Source organism: Erwinia pyri, from assembly GCF_030758455.1.
Lineage (GTDB): Bacteria > Pseudomonadota > Gammaproteobacteria > Enterobacterales > Enterobacteriaceae > Erwinia > Erwinia pyri.
Genome location: NZ_CP132353.1, coordinates 4,105,382 through 4,118,096, shown reverse-complemented (window position 1 = coordinate 4,118,096; position 12,715 = coordinate 4,105,382). Strand labels below are relative to the sequence as shown.

14 protein-coding genes are annotated in these 12,715 nt (G+C 55.2%); 8 read left to right on the top strand and 6 right to left on the bottom strand.

Annotation, left to right across the window (positions count from 1 at the left end; all coding sequences use genetic code 11):
• Complete coding sequence (locus Q3V30_RS19520) at positions 1-807, bottom strand: alpha/beta fold hydrolase (protein WP_306208639.1); 807 nt, start codon at positions 805-807, stop codon at positions 1-3.
• Positions 808-964: 157 nt separating this feature from the next.
• Complete coding sequence (locus Q3V30_RS19515) at positions 965-1,852, bottom strand: LysR family transcriptional regulator (RefSeq protein WP_306208636.1); 888 nt, start codon at positions 1,850-1,852, stop codon at positions 965-967.
• A 365-nt stretch (positions 1,853-2,217) separates the two neighbouring features.
• Between Q3V30_RS19515 and pspG the strand changes: the two genes are divergently transcribed.
• A complete protein-coding gene (gene pspG / locus Q3V30_RS19510) occupies positions 2,218-2,448 on the top strand; it encodes an envelope stress response protein PspG (RefSeq protein ID WP_306208634.1) in 231 nt (76 codons plus the stop codon).
• Positions 2,449-2,671: 223 nt separating this feature from the next.
• Here pspG and Q3V30_RS19505 read toward each other — a convergent pair whose 3' ends face one another.
• Positions 2,672-3,652, bottom strand: a complete 981-nt coding sequence (locus Q3V30_RS19505) for a quinone oxidoreductase (RefSeq protein ID WP_306208632.1) — start codon at positions 3,650-3,652, stop codon at positions 2,672-2,674.
• A gap of 95 nt (positions 3,653-3,747) precedes the next feature.
• On the opposite strand from Q3V30_RS19505, the gene dnaB reads away from it, so the two are divergent.
• The 6 genes from dnaB to Q3V30_RS19475 all read left to right on the top strand — a co-directional run bounded on the left by dnaB (position 3,748) and on the right by Q3V30_RS19475 (position 8,976).
• The gene (dnaB, locus tag Q3V30_RS19500; protein WP_306208630.1) at positions 3,748-5,163 is read left to right on the top strand and encodes a replicative DNA helicase; all 1,416 of its coding nucleotides are present in this window, start codon (positions 3,748-3,750) and stop codon (positions 5,161-5,163) included.
• A 119-nt stretch (positions 5,164-5,282) separates the two neighbouring features.
• Positions 5,283-5,759, top strand: coding sequence for an Lrp/AsnC family transcriptional regulator (locus tag Q3V30_RS19495; protein WP_306208629.1), 477 nt, complete (start codon positions 5,283-5,285; stop codon positions 5,757-5,759).
• Between the two features lie 236 nt (positions 5,760-5,995).
• Positions 5,996-6,610, top strand: a complete 615-nt coding sequence (locus Q3V30_RS19490) for a YitT family protein (RefSeq protein ID WP_306208628.1) — start codon at positions 5,996-5,998, stop codon at positions 6,608-6,610.
• An 87-nt stretch (positions 6,611-6,697) separates the two neighbouring features.
• Positions 6,698-7,891, top strand: a complete 1,194-nt coding sequence (locus Q3V30_RS19485) for an amino acid aminotransferase (RefSeq protein ID WP_306208626.1) — start codon at positions 6,698-6,700, stop codon at positions 7,889-7,891.
• Positions 7,892-8,044: 153 nt separating this feature from the next.
• Positions 8,045-8,461: a secondary thiamine-phosphate synthase enzyme YjbQ gene (locus Q3V30_RS19480; RefSeq protein ID WP_306208624.1), complete on the top strand. Its 417-nt coding sequence runs from the start codon at positions 8,045-8,047 to the stop codon at positions 8,459-8,461.
• Between the two features lie 68 nt (positions 8,462-8,529).
• Complete coding sequence (locus Q3V30_RS19475) at positions 8,530-8,976, top strand: MarR family winged helix-turn-helix transcriptional regulator (protein ID WP_306208622.1); 447 nt, start codon at positions 8,530-8,532, stop codon at positions 8,974-8,976.
• Positions 8,977-9,108: 132 nt separating this feature from the next.
• Here Q3V30_RS19475 and Q3V30_RS19470 read toward each other — a convergent pair whose 3' ends face one another.
• Complete coding sequence (locus Q3V30_RS19470) at positions 9,109-10,122, bottom strand: alpha/beta hydrolase (RefSeq protein ID WP_306208620.1); 1,014 nt, start codon at positions 10,120-10,122, stop codon at positions 9,109-9,111.
• A gap of 215 nt (positions 10,123-10,337) precedes the next feature.
• Between Q3V30_RS19470 and Q3V30_RS19465 the strand changes: the two genes are divergently transcribed.
• A complete protein-coding gene (locus Q3V30_RS19465) occupies positions 10,338-10,670 on the top strand; it encodes an MmcQ/YjbR family DNA-binding protein (protein WP_306208618.1) in 333 nt (110 codons plus the stop codon).
• Positions 10,671-10,791: 121 nt separating this feature from the next.
• Here Q3V30_RS19465 and Q3V30_RS19460 read toward each other — a convergent pair whose 3' ends face one another.
• Together Q3V30_RS19460 and Q3V30_RS19455 are read right to left on the bottom strand one after the other, a co-directional pair.
• Entirely contained in the window at positions 10,792-11,907 is a 1,116-nt protein-coding gene (locus tag Q3V30_RS19460; RefSeq protein WP_306208616.1) for a M20 family metallopeptidase, read from the bottom strand.
• 45 nt (positions 11,908-11,952) lie between these two features.
• Positions 11,953-12,711: a glutamine amidotransferase gene (locus tag Q3V30_RS19455; protein WP_306208613.1), complete on the bottom strand. Its 759-nt coding sequence runs from the start codon at positions 12,709-12,711 to the stop codon at positions 11,953-11,955.
• Positions 12,712-12,715: the final 4 nt, after the last annotated feature.

Below are 12,715 nucleotides of genomic sequence, written 5' to 3'. Positions count from 1 at the left end.
TCAATTTGTTAGCTGACGGACGCCCACCAGGAAGTCGAACGTAATTTTGTTGAACAGAACCGTTTCAGTCTCTGAAAAGCTGTGCCCGCCCCGGGGCACGATTTCCAGTTGCGCATTCGGGATGGCTTCCGCCAGCAGCCGTGACTGATAAGGCGGCGTCAGAATGTCGTCCTGTGCACAGATCACCAGCGTGGGTGTCTGAATGGCGGCCAGCACGGCGGTGGCGTCGTGATCCATAATGGCGTCAATGCGGCTCAGGATGATCTCGCGCTGTGGGAAGCTGGCGACAGAAGCGAGCAGAGCCGGCGACAGCACCTCCGCATGCGTATTCACATGCTCAGGCGGATAGAGAAACAGCGCGCTGCCGTGGACATACTCTTCCAGCGGGCTGCCAACCAGCAGAGCGCGGCGCATGCGGAAACACCAGTTAAAGTGCCTGTCTGATTTAGCCCAGCTGGCGTACAGCACCATCCCTGCCAGCAGATCGGGATCGCGGGCAGCAAGGTGTTGACCGATTGCGCCACCCGTCGAGTGTCCAACCAGCAGCGGACGCGCCAGCTTCAGCGTCCTAATCAGCGATTGCAGGTCGTCCACCAGCGTTTCGATGCTGTAAGGACCTTCAGGATGATCGGAGGTGCCCGCGCCACGCTGGTCATAGGTGATGACCGTGAAGCGTTTGCTGAAGGCTTCAAGCTGCGGTTTCCAGTAGGCGGCCGTGCCGCCCAGCCCGGAGACAAAGATCAGGGCCGGACCCGATCCACACATTTCATAATGCGTGTTTATCCCGTTAGTCATGACGTTCGGCATCTCTCATCCTCTCTGGATTCTTTCCTGACCCCGTCAGGCGTTGGCACTAAGCGATGAGTGATAAATATCATGCTGTTTACGGCAGTAAGTAGTGCCGTTTGCAGCACGCCGTGTTGCCCGTTCTGGTACACGCCGTTAACAGGAAAGTTGGGGTGAGCTAACTGAATTCCCGGCAGACCAGCTTGAGGAAGTGATGCGCGGCAAATGAGAGCGAGCGGTCACGATGCACACAGATCTCGATCGTGGCCGCACGCATCGCATCGTTATCAATGGGAATGGCACGAAGCAAATTGTGTTCAATTTCCTTGGTCGCGATCAGTTCAGGACCGATGGTGAGGGTACGGCCCGCAATGGCCATCGCCTTAGTGAGTTCAAGGTTGTTGGTATTCACAATGGATTGCGGTACCAGATGCTGGGCGCGGGTCACTTTGTCGAACGTCTGTCGCAGGCCGAAGCTGGAAACAGGTAGCGCTATGGGCCAGGAGCAGATCTCTTCCAGACTTACGGAGTGATGGTGGGCGAGTGGATGCCCCGGCGACACCAGACACTGAACGGGAGCAGGACACTGCTTAATAACTTCAACACTGGGGCGATTGCCCAGGTTAAATACAATGCCAATATCAATTTCATCATTGATAATGGCTTCAATGGTGCGGTCTGAAGATTCAGTGTTAATGGAAAATTTGATGGCGGGATAAATTTCGTTGAATTCAGTCATAATGCGCGGCAGAACCGCCTGAACCACTGCCTCGATCACCCAGATTTTTACCTCTCCCTGGCGCAGCCCTTTCAGATTTTTGATAGCTTCATGAATGCGGTCCAGATCCCGAACCATTTTTCGGGTATAGCGTTCAAGCATCATGCCCGCAGGCGTTAACTGAATTCCGGTATTGCTGCGTTCAATCAGCATGATACCCAGACTGTGTTCTAATAAGGCGATCTGGCGGCTGATAGCCGATGGTGCAACGTGTAACCGATCGGCTGCACGGCGGATCGATCCTGCGGCGGCTACTTCATTGAAATATTTATAAGTATTTAAATTCACTGAGAACCCCTGATGCGAAACAACCATTTACTTAATGATGGGATGCAAATTCAGTACCAGGCGCCGCAGAAAGGTGTTGCTCTTAAGGTAACGGTTTGTGTAGCCGTTTGGTTAACACCGGGCCTGGCAGGGCGATAAGGACAAGCATCGGGAAAAGGTTGGAGGCGCCGATCTGACTAGCAGAGTGGCGGTAATAGCGCATAATCAGCGCGTAGTTAATTACTGACCAATAAGTGATTTTTTTAACCACTTAATACCGCGCTCCTTTTTACTGTTATCAATAAATTCAATGGTTTAAGTTTATTCCGTATCTGGCACGATTCTTGTAACAGTTCTCTCAGATTCTTATATGGGGAGACTGTTCAATGGAAATCCTGTTTGTGCTCGGCTTCTTCCTGATGCTGCTGCTGACTGGCATTTCGCTGCTGGGTATCGTCGCCGCGCTGGTAGTAGCGACGTTTGTGATGCTGTTTGGCGGCATGCTGGTTATTGTTATAAAAATGTTGCCGTGGCTGGCGCTGGCAGTGGTTGCGGTCTGGATATATCGCGCTTACAAAAAGCCAAAGTCTAAAGCAGACCGGTGGTTATCACGTTAATATCAATGAGTTGGCGGAAAAGTGCGCGGCAAAAATGCGCTCTGGATCACAGCTCGCAATATTGCTCAGACGAAATGGAAATTAAACATATTATTTACTTATGAACTCTGGCAGGATGCTTTCATTGAATTGACCTGCATTCATCGCTCTGACCCTACAACCAGCGCGAACTATAAAAAAGAAAAAGGGGCTTCCTGCGGGAAGCCCTGTTTGCGTCTGGCGATCAGGGAATCAACAGGCTTGAGCCCTGTGTGCCGCGTCCTTCCAGCGTTTTGTGCGCCTGCTGCGCATCCTCCAGTGCGAACTTCTGCTGCTCCGGCACATCGACTTTAATAGCGCCGCTGCCAATCAGTGAAAACAGCTCATTACTGGCCAGCGTCAGCGCATCGCGCGTGGTGATATAGCCGTTTAGTGAAGGGCGGGTAACATATAGTGACCCTTTCTGGTTGAGGATCGCCAGATTGACGCCGCTGACCGGACCGGAAGAGTTACCAAAGCTGACCATCAGCCCGCGACGTTGCAGAGAGTCCAGCGAAGCTTCCCAGGTATCTTTGCCGACCGAATCATATACCACGCGGACTTTCTTGCCGTCAGTCAGCTCGGCAACGCGTCTGGCGATATCTTCTTCACGATAATTGATGGTGGCCCAGGCGCCCGCCTCCTTCGCACGCTGTGCTTTTTCTGCAGAACCCACGGTGCCAATCAAATGCGCGCCCAGCGCTTTTGCCCACTGACAGGCGATCAGGCCTACGCCGCCCGCGGCTGCCTGAAACAGGAAGATTTCATCCGGCTGCACGACATAGGTCTGGCGCAGTAAGTAGTGAACCGTCAGACCTTTAAGAAAGGAGGCGGCAGCCTGCTCGTAAGAGATGTTATCTGGCAACAGAGCCAGCTTATCAACATGTACAGCGTGAAAATCGCTGTAAGCGCCTAAAGCGGACTGTGCATACACCACGCGATCGCCAGGCTTTACTGCCGTCACGCCTTCGCCCACGCTGTGCACCACGCCAGCGGCCTCAGTGCCCAGTCCGCAAGGCAGCGAGGCGGGATAGAGCCCGCTGCGCACGTAGGTATCAATATAATTAATGCCGATCGCTTTGTGCTCAACCACCACCTCGCCAGCCGCTGGCTCAGGCATTGCTGTCTCAATCAGCTGCATCACTTCCGGGCCGCCATGCTGGCTGATTTGTATACGTTTTGCCATGCTTACTCCTGTGGGTTCCGCGTCATTGAGAGAGGACGCCAGCAGCCCAAAAGGGTATACTTGCCCGTCCCCAAACTATTCGGTATTGCATCACTATGGCAGGAAATAAACCCACCAACAAATCCGGTGAAAACCGTGAACCCCGCGACAGGCAGATGGAAGGGCTGAAGCTGCCTCCCCATTCGCTGGAAGCGGAACAGTCCGTGTTGGGCGGGTTGATGCTGGATAATGAGCGCTGGGACAACGTCTCTGAACGCGTCGCGGCGCTGGACTTCTTCAGCCGACCGCACCGGATGATCTTCAGCGAAATGCAGCGCCTGCTGGAGCAGGGCAAACCCATTGACCTGATCACGCTTTCCGAGTCGCTGGAAACCAAAAGCGAGCTTAACCTGGTAGGCGGCTTTGCCTATCTGGCTGAGCTCTCTAAAAACACGCCGAGTGCGGCAAACATCGGCGCTTATGCCGATATCGTGCGTGAGCGTGCAGTTGTGCGTGAAATGATCTCCGTCGCTAATGAAATTGCCGATGCGGGCTACGATCCGCAGGGGCGCACCAGCGAGGATCTGCTTGATCTGGCGGAATCGCGCGTATTCCAGATTGCAGAAAGCAGGGCGAACAAAGACACCGGACCGAAAAGCGTCGATCAAATTCTGGAGGCAACGATCTCCAGGATCGAATCGCTCTATCAGACGCCGCATGATGGTGTGACCGGCGTGGATACCGGCTACCAGGATCTCAATAAAAAGACCGCCGGTTTGCAGCGTTCGGATCTGATCATCGTCGCGGCCCGTCCGGCAATGGGTAAAACCACCTTCGCCATGAACCTGTGCGAAAACGCCGCCATGCTGCAGGACAAACCGGTCCTGATTTTCAGCCTTGAGATGCCAGGCGAACAGATCATGATGCGTATGCTGGCCTCGCTTTCGCGCGTGGATCAGACCCGTATTCGTACCGGCCAGCTGGATGATGAGGACTGGGCGCGTATCTCCAGCACCATGGGCATCCTGCTGGAGAAAAAGAACATGTTTATCGATGACTCCTCCGGCCTGACGCCGACAGAGGTGCGCTCCCGCGCGCGGCGCATCTTCCGCGAGCATGGCGGTCTGAGCCTGATCATGATCGACTACCTGCAACTGATGCGCGTGCCTGCGCTGTCTGATAACCGTACGCTGGAAATCGCCGAGATCTCCCGCTCCCTTAAGGCGCTGGCAAAAGAGTTACAGGTACCGGTAGTGGCCTTGTCGCAGCTGAACCGCTCGCTGGAGCAGCGTGCCGATAAGCGCCCGGTTAACTCCGACCTGCGTGAATCTGGCTCTATCGAGCAGGATGCTGACCTGATTATGTTTATCTACCGTGATGAGGTTTATCACGAAAACAGCGATCAAAAAGGGATTGCGGAAATCATTCTCGGCAAGCAGCGTAACGGCCCCATTGGCACCGTGCGTCTGACCTTTAACGGGCAATGGTCGCGGTTTGATAACTACGCAGGCCCGCAGTACGACGACGATTAACCCGCTCTGCACAAAATGTGCATCATCCCGTTAGCCATCAGAAAATAGTGTTGGACAACGGGATGAAAAATGCGGTTATCTGTCCGGGTAGCGTTTCTGTTCAGCCGCCCGGATCGATAATGACGCAGATTGATGATTACGACCTTAAGATACTGACTTTACTTGAAACTAACGGTCGTCTGACCAACCAGGAACTGAGCGATTTGGTGGGGCTCTCCGCTTCACAATGTTCACGCCGCCGCATCAGTCTTGAGCAGGCGGGCCTGATTCTGGGCTATCACGCGCGGCTCTCGCCTGACGCCGTTGGCCTGGGGATGATAGGGCTGATTGAGGTCCGTCTGATCAACCACACTTCCGATTACGTTGAAAGCTTTCACCGCATGGTTGCAGAGCACTCTGCGATTGTGGATGCCTATAAAACCACGGGCGATGCTGACTATTTACTGAAGGTGGCCGTGGCCGATCTCGCCGGGCTGAGCGCGTTAATCAGCCAACTGGTGGCGGGGCACCAGAGCGTCTCCCACGTGAAAACCTCCGTGGTGCTGACCCGCTTAAAAGAGAATGGCATGATGACCTCCATCTGCGCACCAGTTTAGTGCGAGCCTGCGCCGGAATAGTGCATCAAAATGCGTTTTAATGCGTGACTTGTGCGGCGAAAAGAATTTTAGTGCGTGATATGACGATGTAGCGCGTCTTTCATGCACAAAATAAGGTAGTAAAGCGCCTTGTATTCAATGGGTTAATTCGCTGGCACCATCCGGCACGCTTTTTCAGGGCCGGATTGGTGCGATTTTTGCTGTAACCGGAGACGCTCTCTCTGGAATCAGCTTTTATGGATAACGTCGTACACCCCGCTAAAATCCCCCATACGCTTGTTGAAGATGCGCTGGCCATTCTGTTTGGCACGCTTCTGGTCTCCTTTGGCGTCACGCTGTTGAAAACCGCGGGTGCGTTAACGGGTAGCACGGCCGGTATTGCCTTTCTGATCAGCTACCTGACGCACACCTCTTTCGGCCTGGCGTTCTTTATCATTAACCTGCCGTTTTACTGGCTCGCCCTTCGCCGCATGGGAAGGGCATTTACGGTGAAAACCTTCTGCGCAGTGGGGCTGGTGTCGCTGTTTACCCATCTGCATCCGCTTTTCATCCACTTTTCCGCGCTGGATCCCTTTTACGCCACACTGTTCGGTAACGTGATAATGGGAATTGGGTTTATAGTACTGTTCCGGCATAAAGCCAGCCTGGGCGGCATCAATATTCTGGCGTTATGGCTGCAGGATCGGTACGGTATTCGTGCCGGGAAGCTGCAAATGGGCGTGGATACCTGCGTGGTGCTCGCCTCACTGTTTGTGGTGTCACTGCCGATGCTGGCCGCTTCCATTGCGGGCGCGGTGATCCTTAATCTGATTATCGCCATGAACCATCGGCCCGGACGCTATGACGTCTGAGCAGTCCTGCGATGAAGTAAAAGAAGTAGTGCGCTGCCGGTAAAGAGAGCGCAAGCCTGACCCAACCAATTAATGGAGATCTGCACCGTGTTTCAAAACGTTGATGCCTATGCTGGCGATCCAATTCTCTCCCTGATGGAGACCTTCAAGCAGGATACGCGACCGCAAAAGGTGAACCTGAGCATCGGCTTATATTATGACGAGCAGGGCGAAATCCCCCAGCTGAAGGCGGTAGCAGAAGCGGAAGCGCGTCTGAATGCTGGCGCGCATAACGCGTCGCTTTATCTGCCGATGGATGGCCTGCCTCCTTACCGTAGCGCGATTGCCCCGCTGCTGTTTGGAGAGGATCATCCGATGCTGAAGGCGGGTCGTATCGCTACCATTCAGACCGTTGGCGGTTCCGGCGCGTTGAAAGTGGGTGCAGATTTCCTGAAAACTTACTTCCCGGGTTCTGAGGTCTATGTCAGCGATCCGACGTGGGAAAACCATGTGGCGATCTTCTCCGGTGCCGGGTTCCAGGTGAAAACCTACCCGTGGTACGACGAAGAGAGCAACGGCGTGAAGTTTGAAGAGCTGGTCGCCAGACTGAAAACGCTGCCTGCGCAGAGCATCGTGCTGCTCCATCCCTGCTGCCACAACCCCACCGGTGCGGACCTGACGAACGCCCAGTGGGATAGCGTTACCGAAGTACTGAAAGGGCGCAATCTGATCCCATTCCTGGACATCGCCTATCAGGGCTTTGGTGGCGGTATGGAAGAGGATGCTTACGCCATTCGCGCTATTGCGGCGGCGGGTCTGCCGGCGCTGGTCAGCAACTCCTTCTCTAAAATCTTCTCGCTCTATGGGGAGCGCGTCGGCGGACTGTCAGTGGTGTGTGATGATGCTGAAGAGGCATCCCGCGTGCTGGGTCAGCTCAAGGCAACGGTACGCCGCAACTACTCCAGCCCGCCAAACTTTGGTGCGCAGGTAGTGTCAACCGTGCTGAATGATACCAGGCTGAAGGCTGACTGGCTGGCTGAAGTGGAAGCGATGCGCGTGCGCATTCTCTCTATGCGCCAGGCGCTGGTAGAGGCGCTGAGTGCGGCTATGCCGGATAAAAACTTCGACTATCTGCTGAAGCAGCGCGGGATGTTCAGCTACACCGGCCTGAGCGCAGAGCAGGTAGATCGCCTGCGTAATGAGTTTGGCATCTACCTGATCGCCAGCGGCCGCATGTGCGTGGCTGGCCTGAACAGCAAAAACGTGCATCTGGTAGCCGAGGCGTTTGCCGCGGTGATGTAACGCTTTTTGCAGTGAATGACTGTTGTTCACTACATAATTTCTGCGGCTCCCCACGGGAGCCGCAGTCGTTTCCGATCTTTTTCCGCTAGCGGGTTTACCTTTTCGCCACTTGCTGCACACTTAACAGCACTCGTTTCGTGAAGGAGCATCACAATGTGGTATCAGCAGACAATTACCTTAAGCCCTAAATCCCGTGGATTTCATCTGGTGACGGATGAAATTGTCGATGAACTGCGGCGCTTCAGCGACGTGCAGGTTGGGCTGCTCCATTTGCTGCTGCAACACACCTCCGCCTCGCTGACGCTGAATGAAAATTGCGATCCCACCGTGCGTAGCGATATGGAACAGCATTTCCTGCGGGCTGTACCTGAAAAAGCGCCCTACGAACACGATTATGAAGGGGCGGATGATATGCCTGCACACATCAAATCGTCGATGTTAGGGACCTCGCTGCTGTTGCCGATCAACCGTGGGCATCTGGTTCTCGGGACGTGGCAGGGTATCTGGCTGGGAGAACACCGCATCCACGGCGGCTCCCGGAAAATTGTGGCCACGCTGCAGGGGGAATAAATATGCTCTCAGCAGAGTGCAGGGGCTGTGGTAGTCTCAGGCGCTTGAAATTCTAAGGAGGGGCCGGCATGTCTGAACACCCACGTCTGGCAGAGCAGTTGTGTTATTCCATCTATTCCGCCTCACTGGCGATTAAACGGCTCTACAAGCCGCTACTGGATGAGATGGGGGTAACCTATCCTCAATATCTGGTACTCAATGTGCTGTGGGAACAGGGCGAGCTGATGATAAGCCAGATTGCCGAAACGCTGGCGCTGGAAACCAGCACCCTGACGCCCTTACTGAAGAGACTGGAGAACGAAGGGTTCGTGTGCCGCAAACGCAGCCTGGAGGATGAACGTAAGGTCCTGATCACGTTGACAGAAAAGGGGGAACTGCTGGAGAAAACCTCCCTGTGCCTTTCCGAGACGCTGTTGTGCCGCTCAGGGCTTGAAGGGGATGCTGTGCAGCAGCTGAATGAAAAAATTATTCAGTTGCGTAACAGCATTGCTGAACAGGAAGCCAGCGAGAATTAATCTGCCAGCTTTTGCGTAACAGCATTGCTGAGCAGGAAGCTAACGGAAATGATCCGCTAGCTTCCACAGGCTGCTCTTTAATGCAGAGGATTCACCCAAGCCACCTGCGCGGCAGGTGGCCTTCTCTTCTGCTTATTTAAGATGGCGTTGCAGCTCAGCAGAGGCCTGCTGAATAGCGGTGCGGACCGTGGGTTCCTGACTCAGGGCATTCAGCAAGCCGTAGTCATGGATCATGCCGTTATACCGCGTCACGGTAACGGGGACGCCTGCTGCATCCAGTTTGCGGCCAAAAGCTTCACCCTCATCACGCAGCACATCCAGCTCTGCGGTCTGAATCAGCGTTGGCGGCAAGCCCTGAAGCTGCGCTGAGGTAGCCCGTAAAGGCGAGGCCAGAATGTTGTTGCGATCCTGCGCCGACAGGGTGTAACTGTCCCAGAACCATTTCATCATGTTTTTCGTCAGGAAATAGCCGTCGGCAAACTGCCCATAAGAGGCGGTGTTAAAGCTGGCATCGGTCACCGGCCAGAGCATGACATCGTAGCGGATGGCTGGCGTATGATTCGTTTTCGCCTGCAGCGCGACGGCAGCAACCATATTTCCCCCCACGCTGTTGCCTACCAGCGCAAGACGTTTGCCATCCACACCAATCTCTTCACCGTGCTGAGCTACCCATTTTGTTGCTTCATAGGCCTGCGTAATCGCTACCGGGAAGTGCGCTTCCGGTGAAGGATCGTAATTAACAAAGACGGCAGCGGCGCCCGACTCATTGACCAGATCGCGCACCAGGCGCTCGTGGGTTGGATAATCACCTAACACCCAGCCTCCACCATGAAAGAACATAAACACCGGCAGCGTACCCTCGGCGTGAAGCGGCTTCACAATGGTCAGGGTCAGCGGTTTCCCCATCACATTAATCGTTTTCTCTGAAACCTCTGCCGGAGGAAGGGCTGCCCCTTTCTGCGCCCGGATAAGCACGTTGCGGGCATCTGCCGGGGAAAGTTGTTCGATAGGTTTCCCGCCGCCGCTGTTTAACGCGTGCAGGAATTTTGCCACGCCTGCCGTAGGAGCAGGGCCCGGTTCGGCAGCCCCGGCAGACAAGGTAGTGGCTAACAGTAAAGCGGCTATGGCAGTTTTTTTAGTGTTCATTGCAGCGCCCTTATCAGGAGTTTAATTGGCTATTAAATAGTGTGCTACTTACTTCGTTGGGGCTATCCTGCCATAGCGGAATTATTTTGCAAGCGATTAGTTATTGCGATAACAAAAAAACCGATCGCGCATTTTCCGAAGGGAGGGACGGCCAGGCGAAAGAAATCACCTATACTCACCTACCACGATGACTACGCTGCAAGGGGAATTAAAGCATGAACGTTTCGGATCTTCTGACTTACTGCATGGATAAACCGGGCGCAGAGCAGAGCGTTCACAGCGACTGGAAAGCGACGCAGATTAAAGTCGACGACGTATTATTTGCGCTGGTACATGAAGTTGATGGCCGCCCGGCGGTGGCGCTGAAAGCGACACCTGCGCTGGCGGAGTTACTGCGGGACGCGCATGATGATGTGCAGCCCAGCGAACATCTCAACAAGTCGCACTGGAGCACCGTGCTGCTGGACGGCACGCTAAAAGATTCGCAGATTTACTATCTGGTGGATGCTTCACTGCAGAAGGCGCTGGATACGCGCGGCACGCACTGATTGCCCAGCCGCCACACGCATTGACTCACGTTAAACCTCGTTGCGTCATAACCGGTTTGATGGCCTTTCAGCATAAGCTGCGGTAGGGCTGAACATAACGATTTTCTGCTGCCAGAATTGCTTAAACTTGCCAGTCCAGGATCAGCTCACCGTAGAGCATTTCCGCCTGGTTCAGGCGGCTCAGCAGGCAATATTCATCCGTCTGGTGCGCCATGCCGGGTTCACCTGGCCCAAGAATAATGCAGGGCGGATGCCCCATTGCGGGCAGCAGCAGCGAGGCGTCGGTGAAATAGGGCACAATTTTTGCCGTTACCGGCTCTGCATGCAGTGGCTGGCAACGTCGATACACACTTTCAATCCACTTATTCTCCTCCGCACTCAGCACGGCAGGCAGATCCACCAGCGTGGAGATCACCACGCTCTCCCCCAGCGCGGTAGAGAGATTCTGCCGGATGGTGGCGTGGTGTAAATTGGGCGCGGTGCGGATATCCACATCAAACTGGGTGCGATCCGGAACGGAGTTGATATTCAGGCCACCCTGGATACGCCCGACATTGATCGTCGGCTTCTTCATCAGCGGATGCGGTTCGCCTGGCTCAAAGTGTTGGATCTTACCCAGCGCTTCAGCGGCCAGATAGATCGCATTGATCCCCAGCTCCGGCATAGCGCCATGCGCAGTTTTACCGCGTGTTTCACAACGCAGCCAGAGCGCCCCTTTATGGCCAATTACCGGGTAGTTGGCCGTAGGTTCCCCGACGATAAGCGCACCGACAGCGGGAAGTTTTCCCGTGGCGATCAGCGCTTTTGCGCCATCGCAACCCGTCTCTTCGCCGCCGGTAATCAGCAATACCACGCCGGTTCCTTCACGGATTGCTGCCTGGTGCGTAACGCAGGCGACAGCAAAGGCCGCAATCGCCGCTTTCATATCGCTGGCGCCGCGTCCGTAGAGACGGTCGCCCTCGATGGTGGCGCCAAACGGATCGTGTTGCCAGGCCTGATTGCCCAGCGGCACGGTGTCCAGATGGCCGGTAAAAGCCAGCGGAGCGCCTTCAGCTTTGCCAGCGATGCTGGCGATCAGATTAACGCGATCCTCGCCAAACGAGCTAAGCGTGACCTCAAAACCCTGCGCTTCCAGCCAGCCGGCGAAAAACGCCATGCAGGCCGCCTCACCGCCGGGGGGATTAATGGTGTTGAAACTCAGTAAACGTTGGGCCAGTTCAGTTGTACGATGATCCATCCGGCGTTCTCCTTGCGTGGGCAGTTGAAGTCAGGGGGTGTCCGCTTATGCGGCTCTCTCTGTCAGCCAGGCCAGGCAGTTGATCCAGAGCTGGCGATAACCCGACCAGGCGGCAAACTCGCTGGGCAGCCAGTGGGCGGACATGTCGCTGGTCCAGACTAAAGAACGGCCCTGCTGATATTCGCGTACGGCGACCAGCGGATGCGATGTGCCCGCCACGGTGGCCAGCAGCTTTCCTTCCGGCTGCATCTCCACTTCGTTGTAGCCCAGCAGCCAGGGCCAGTCACCAGAGATATTGCTGAACACGGCATGCGGTTCCCTGATCTCAGGGTAGATGCCTTCCGGCGCCTCAATGCGGTCATCCCAGGCCAGGCAACGCACAGGCAGAACTTTTTCCACTGCGGTGTTGCGATAGCGGGCGCCGCCGTTAATGCCCTGAAAACTGTAATAACCGCCAATCATCATCAGGCTGCCGCCAGCGGCGACGTAATCATGGATCAGCGCCAGACGGTTAGGAGTACGCACGCTTTTCAGCCAGGTATCGGGATGCAGCAGCAGCGTGTTGGCACCAATATCTGAGAGAATGATGGCGTCCCACTGCTGCAGCGCTTCCAGCGTCAGCGGAAAACTCACCGGCGCTTCATGGGCGGGCATATGCGTGATGGCGTAATCGCTGTCAGCCAGCGCTGCAAGGAAATCCGTCGCGCCGTTGTGCCAGGTGGCGGTGGCAAACTGATCGAAGCCTTTTACGTGCGTTGAGGTACTGGTCCAGGACTCCCCGACCAGTAAAATATTCTTTGGCATAACC

Excerpts from the sequence above, each read along its gene's own strand:
- Q3V30_RS19475 (WP_306208622.1), top strand. The coding sequence starts at position 8,530 with ATGTCTGAACACCCACGTCTGGCAGAGCAGTTGTGTTATTCCATCTAT.
- Q3V30_RS19495 (WP_306208629.1), top strand. The coding sequence starts at position 5,283 with ATGACGCAGATTGATGATTACGACCTTAAGATACTGACTTTACTTGAA.
- dnaB (WP_306208630.1), top strand. The coding sequence starts at position 3,748 with ATGGCAGGAAATAAACCCACCAACAAATCCGGTGAAAACCGTGAACCC.
- Q3V30_RS19465 (WP_306208618.1), top strand. The coding sequence starts at position 10,338 with ATGAACGTTTCGGATCTTCTGACTTACTGCATGGATAAACCGGGCGCA.
- Q3V30_RS19480 (WP_306208624.1), top strand. The coding sequence starts at position 8,045 with ATGTGGTATCAGCAGACAATTACCTTAAGCCCTAAATCCCGTGGATTT.
- Q3V30_RS19505 (WP_306208632.1), bottom strand. The coding sequence starts at position 3,652 with ATGGCAAAACGTATACAAATCAGCCAGCATGGCGGCCCGGAAGTGATG.
- Q3V30_RS19460 (WP_306208616.1), bottom strand. The coding sequence starts at position 11,907 with ATGGATCATCGTACAACTGAACTGGCCCAACGTTTACTGAGTTTCAAC.
- pspG (WP_306208634.1), top strand. The coding sequence starts at position 2,218 with ATGGAAATCCTGTTTGTGCTCGGCTTCTTCCTGATGCTGCTGCTGACT.
- Q3V30_RS19470 (WP_306208620.1), bottom strand. The coding sequence starts at position 10,122 with ATGAACACTAAAAAAACTGCCATAGCCGCTTTACTGTTAGCCACTACC.
- Q3V30_RS19455 (WP_306208613.1), bottom strand. The coding sequence starts at position 12,711 with ATGCCAAAGAATATTTTACTGGTCGGGGAGTCCTGGACCAGTACCTCA.
- Q3V30_RS19520 (WP_306208639.1), bottom strand. The coding sequence starts at position 807 with ATGCCGAACGTCATGACTAACGGGATAAACACGCATTATGAAATGTGT.
- Q3V30_RS19490 (WP_306208628.1), top strand. The coding sequence starts at position 5,996 with ATGGATAACGTCGTACACCCCGCTAAAATCCCCCATACGCTTGTTGAA.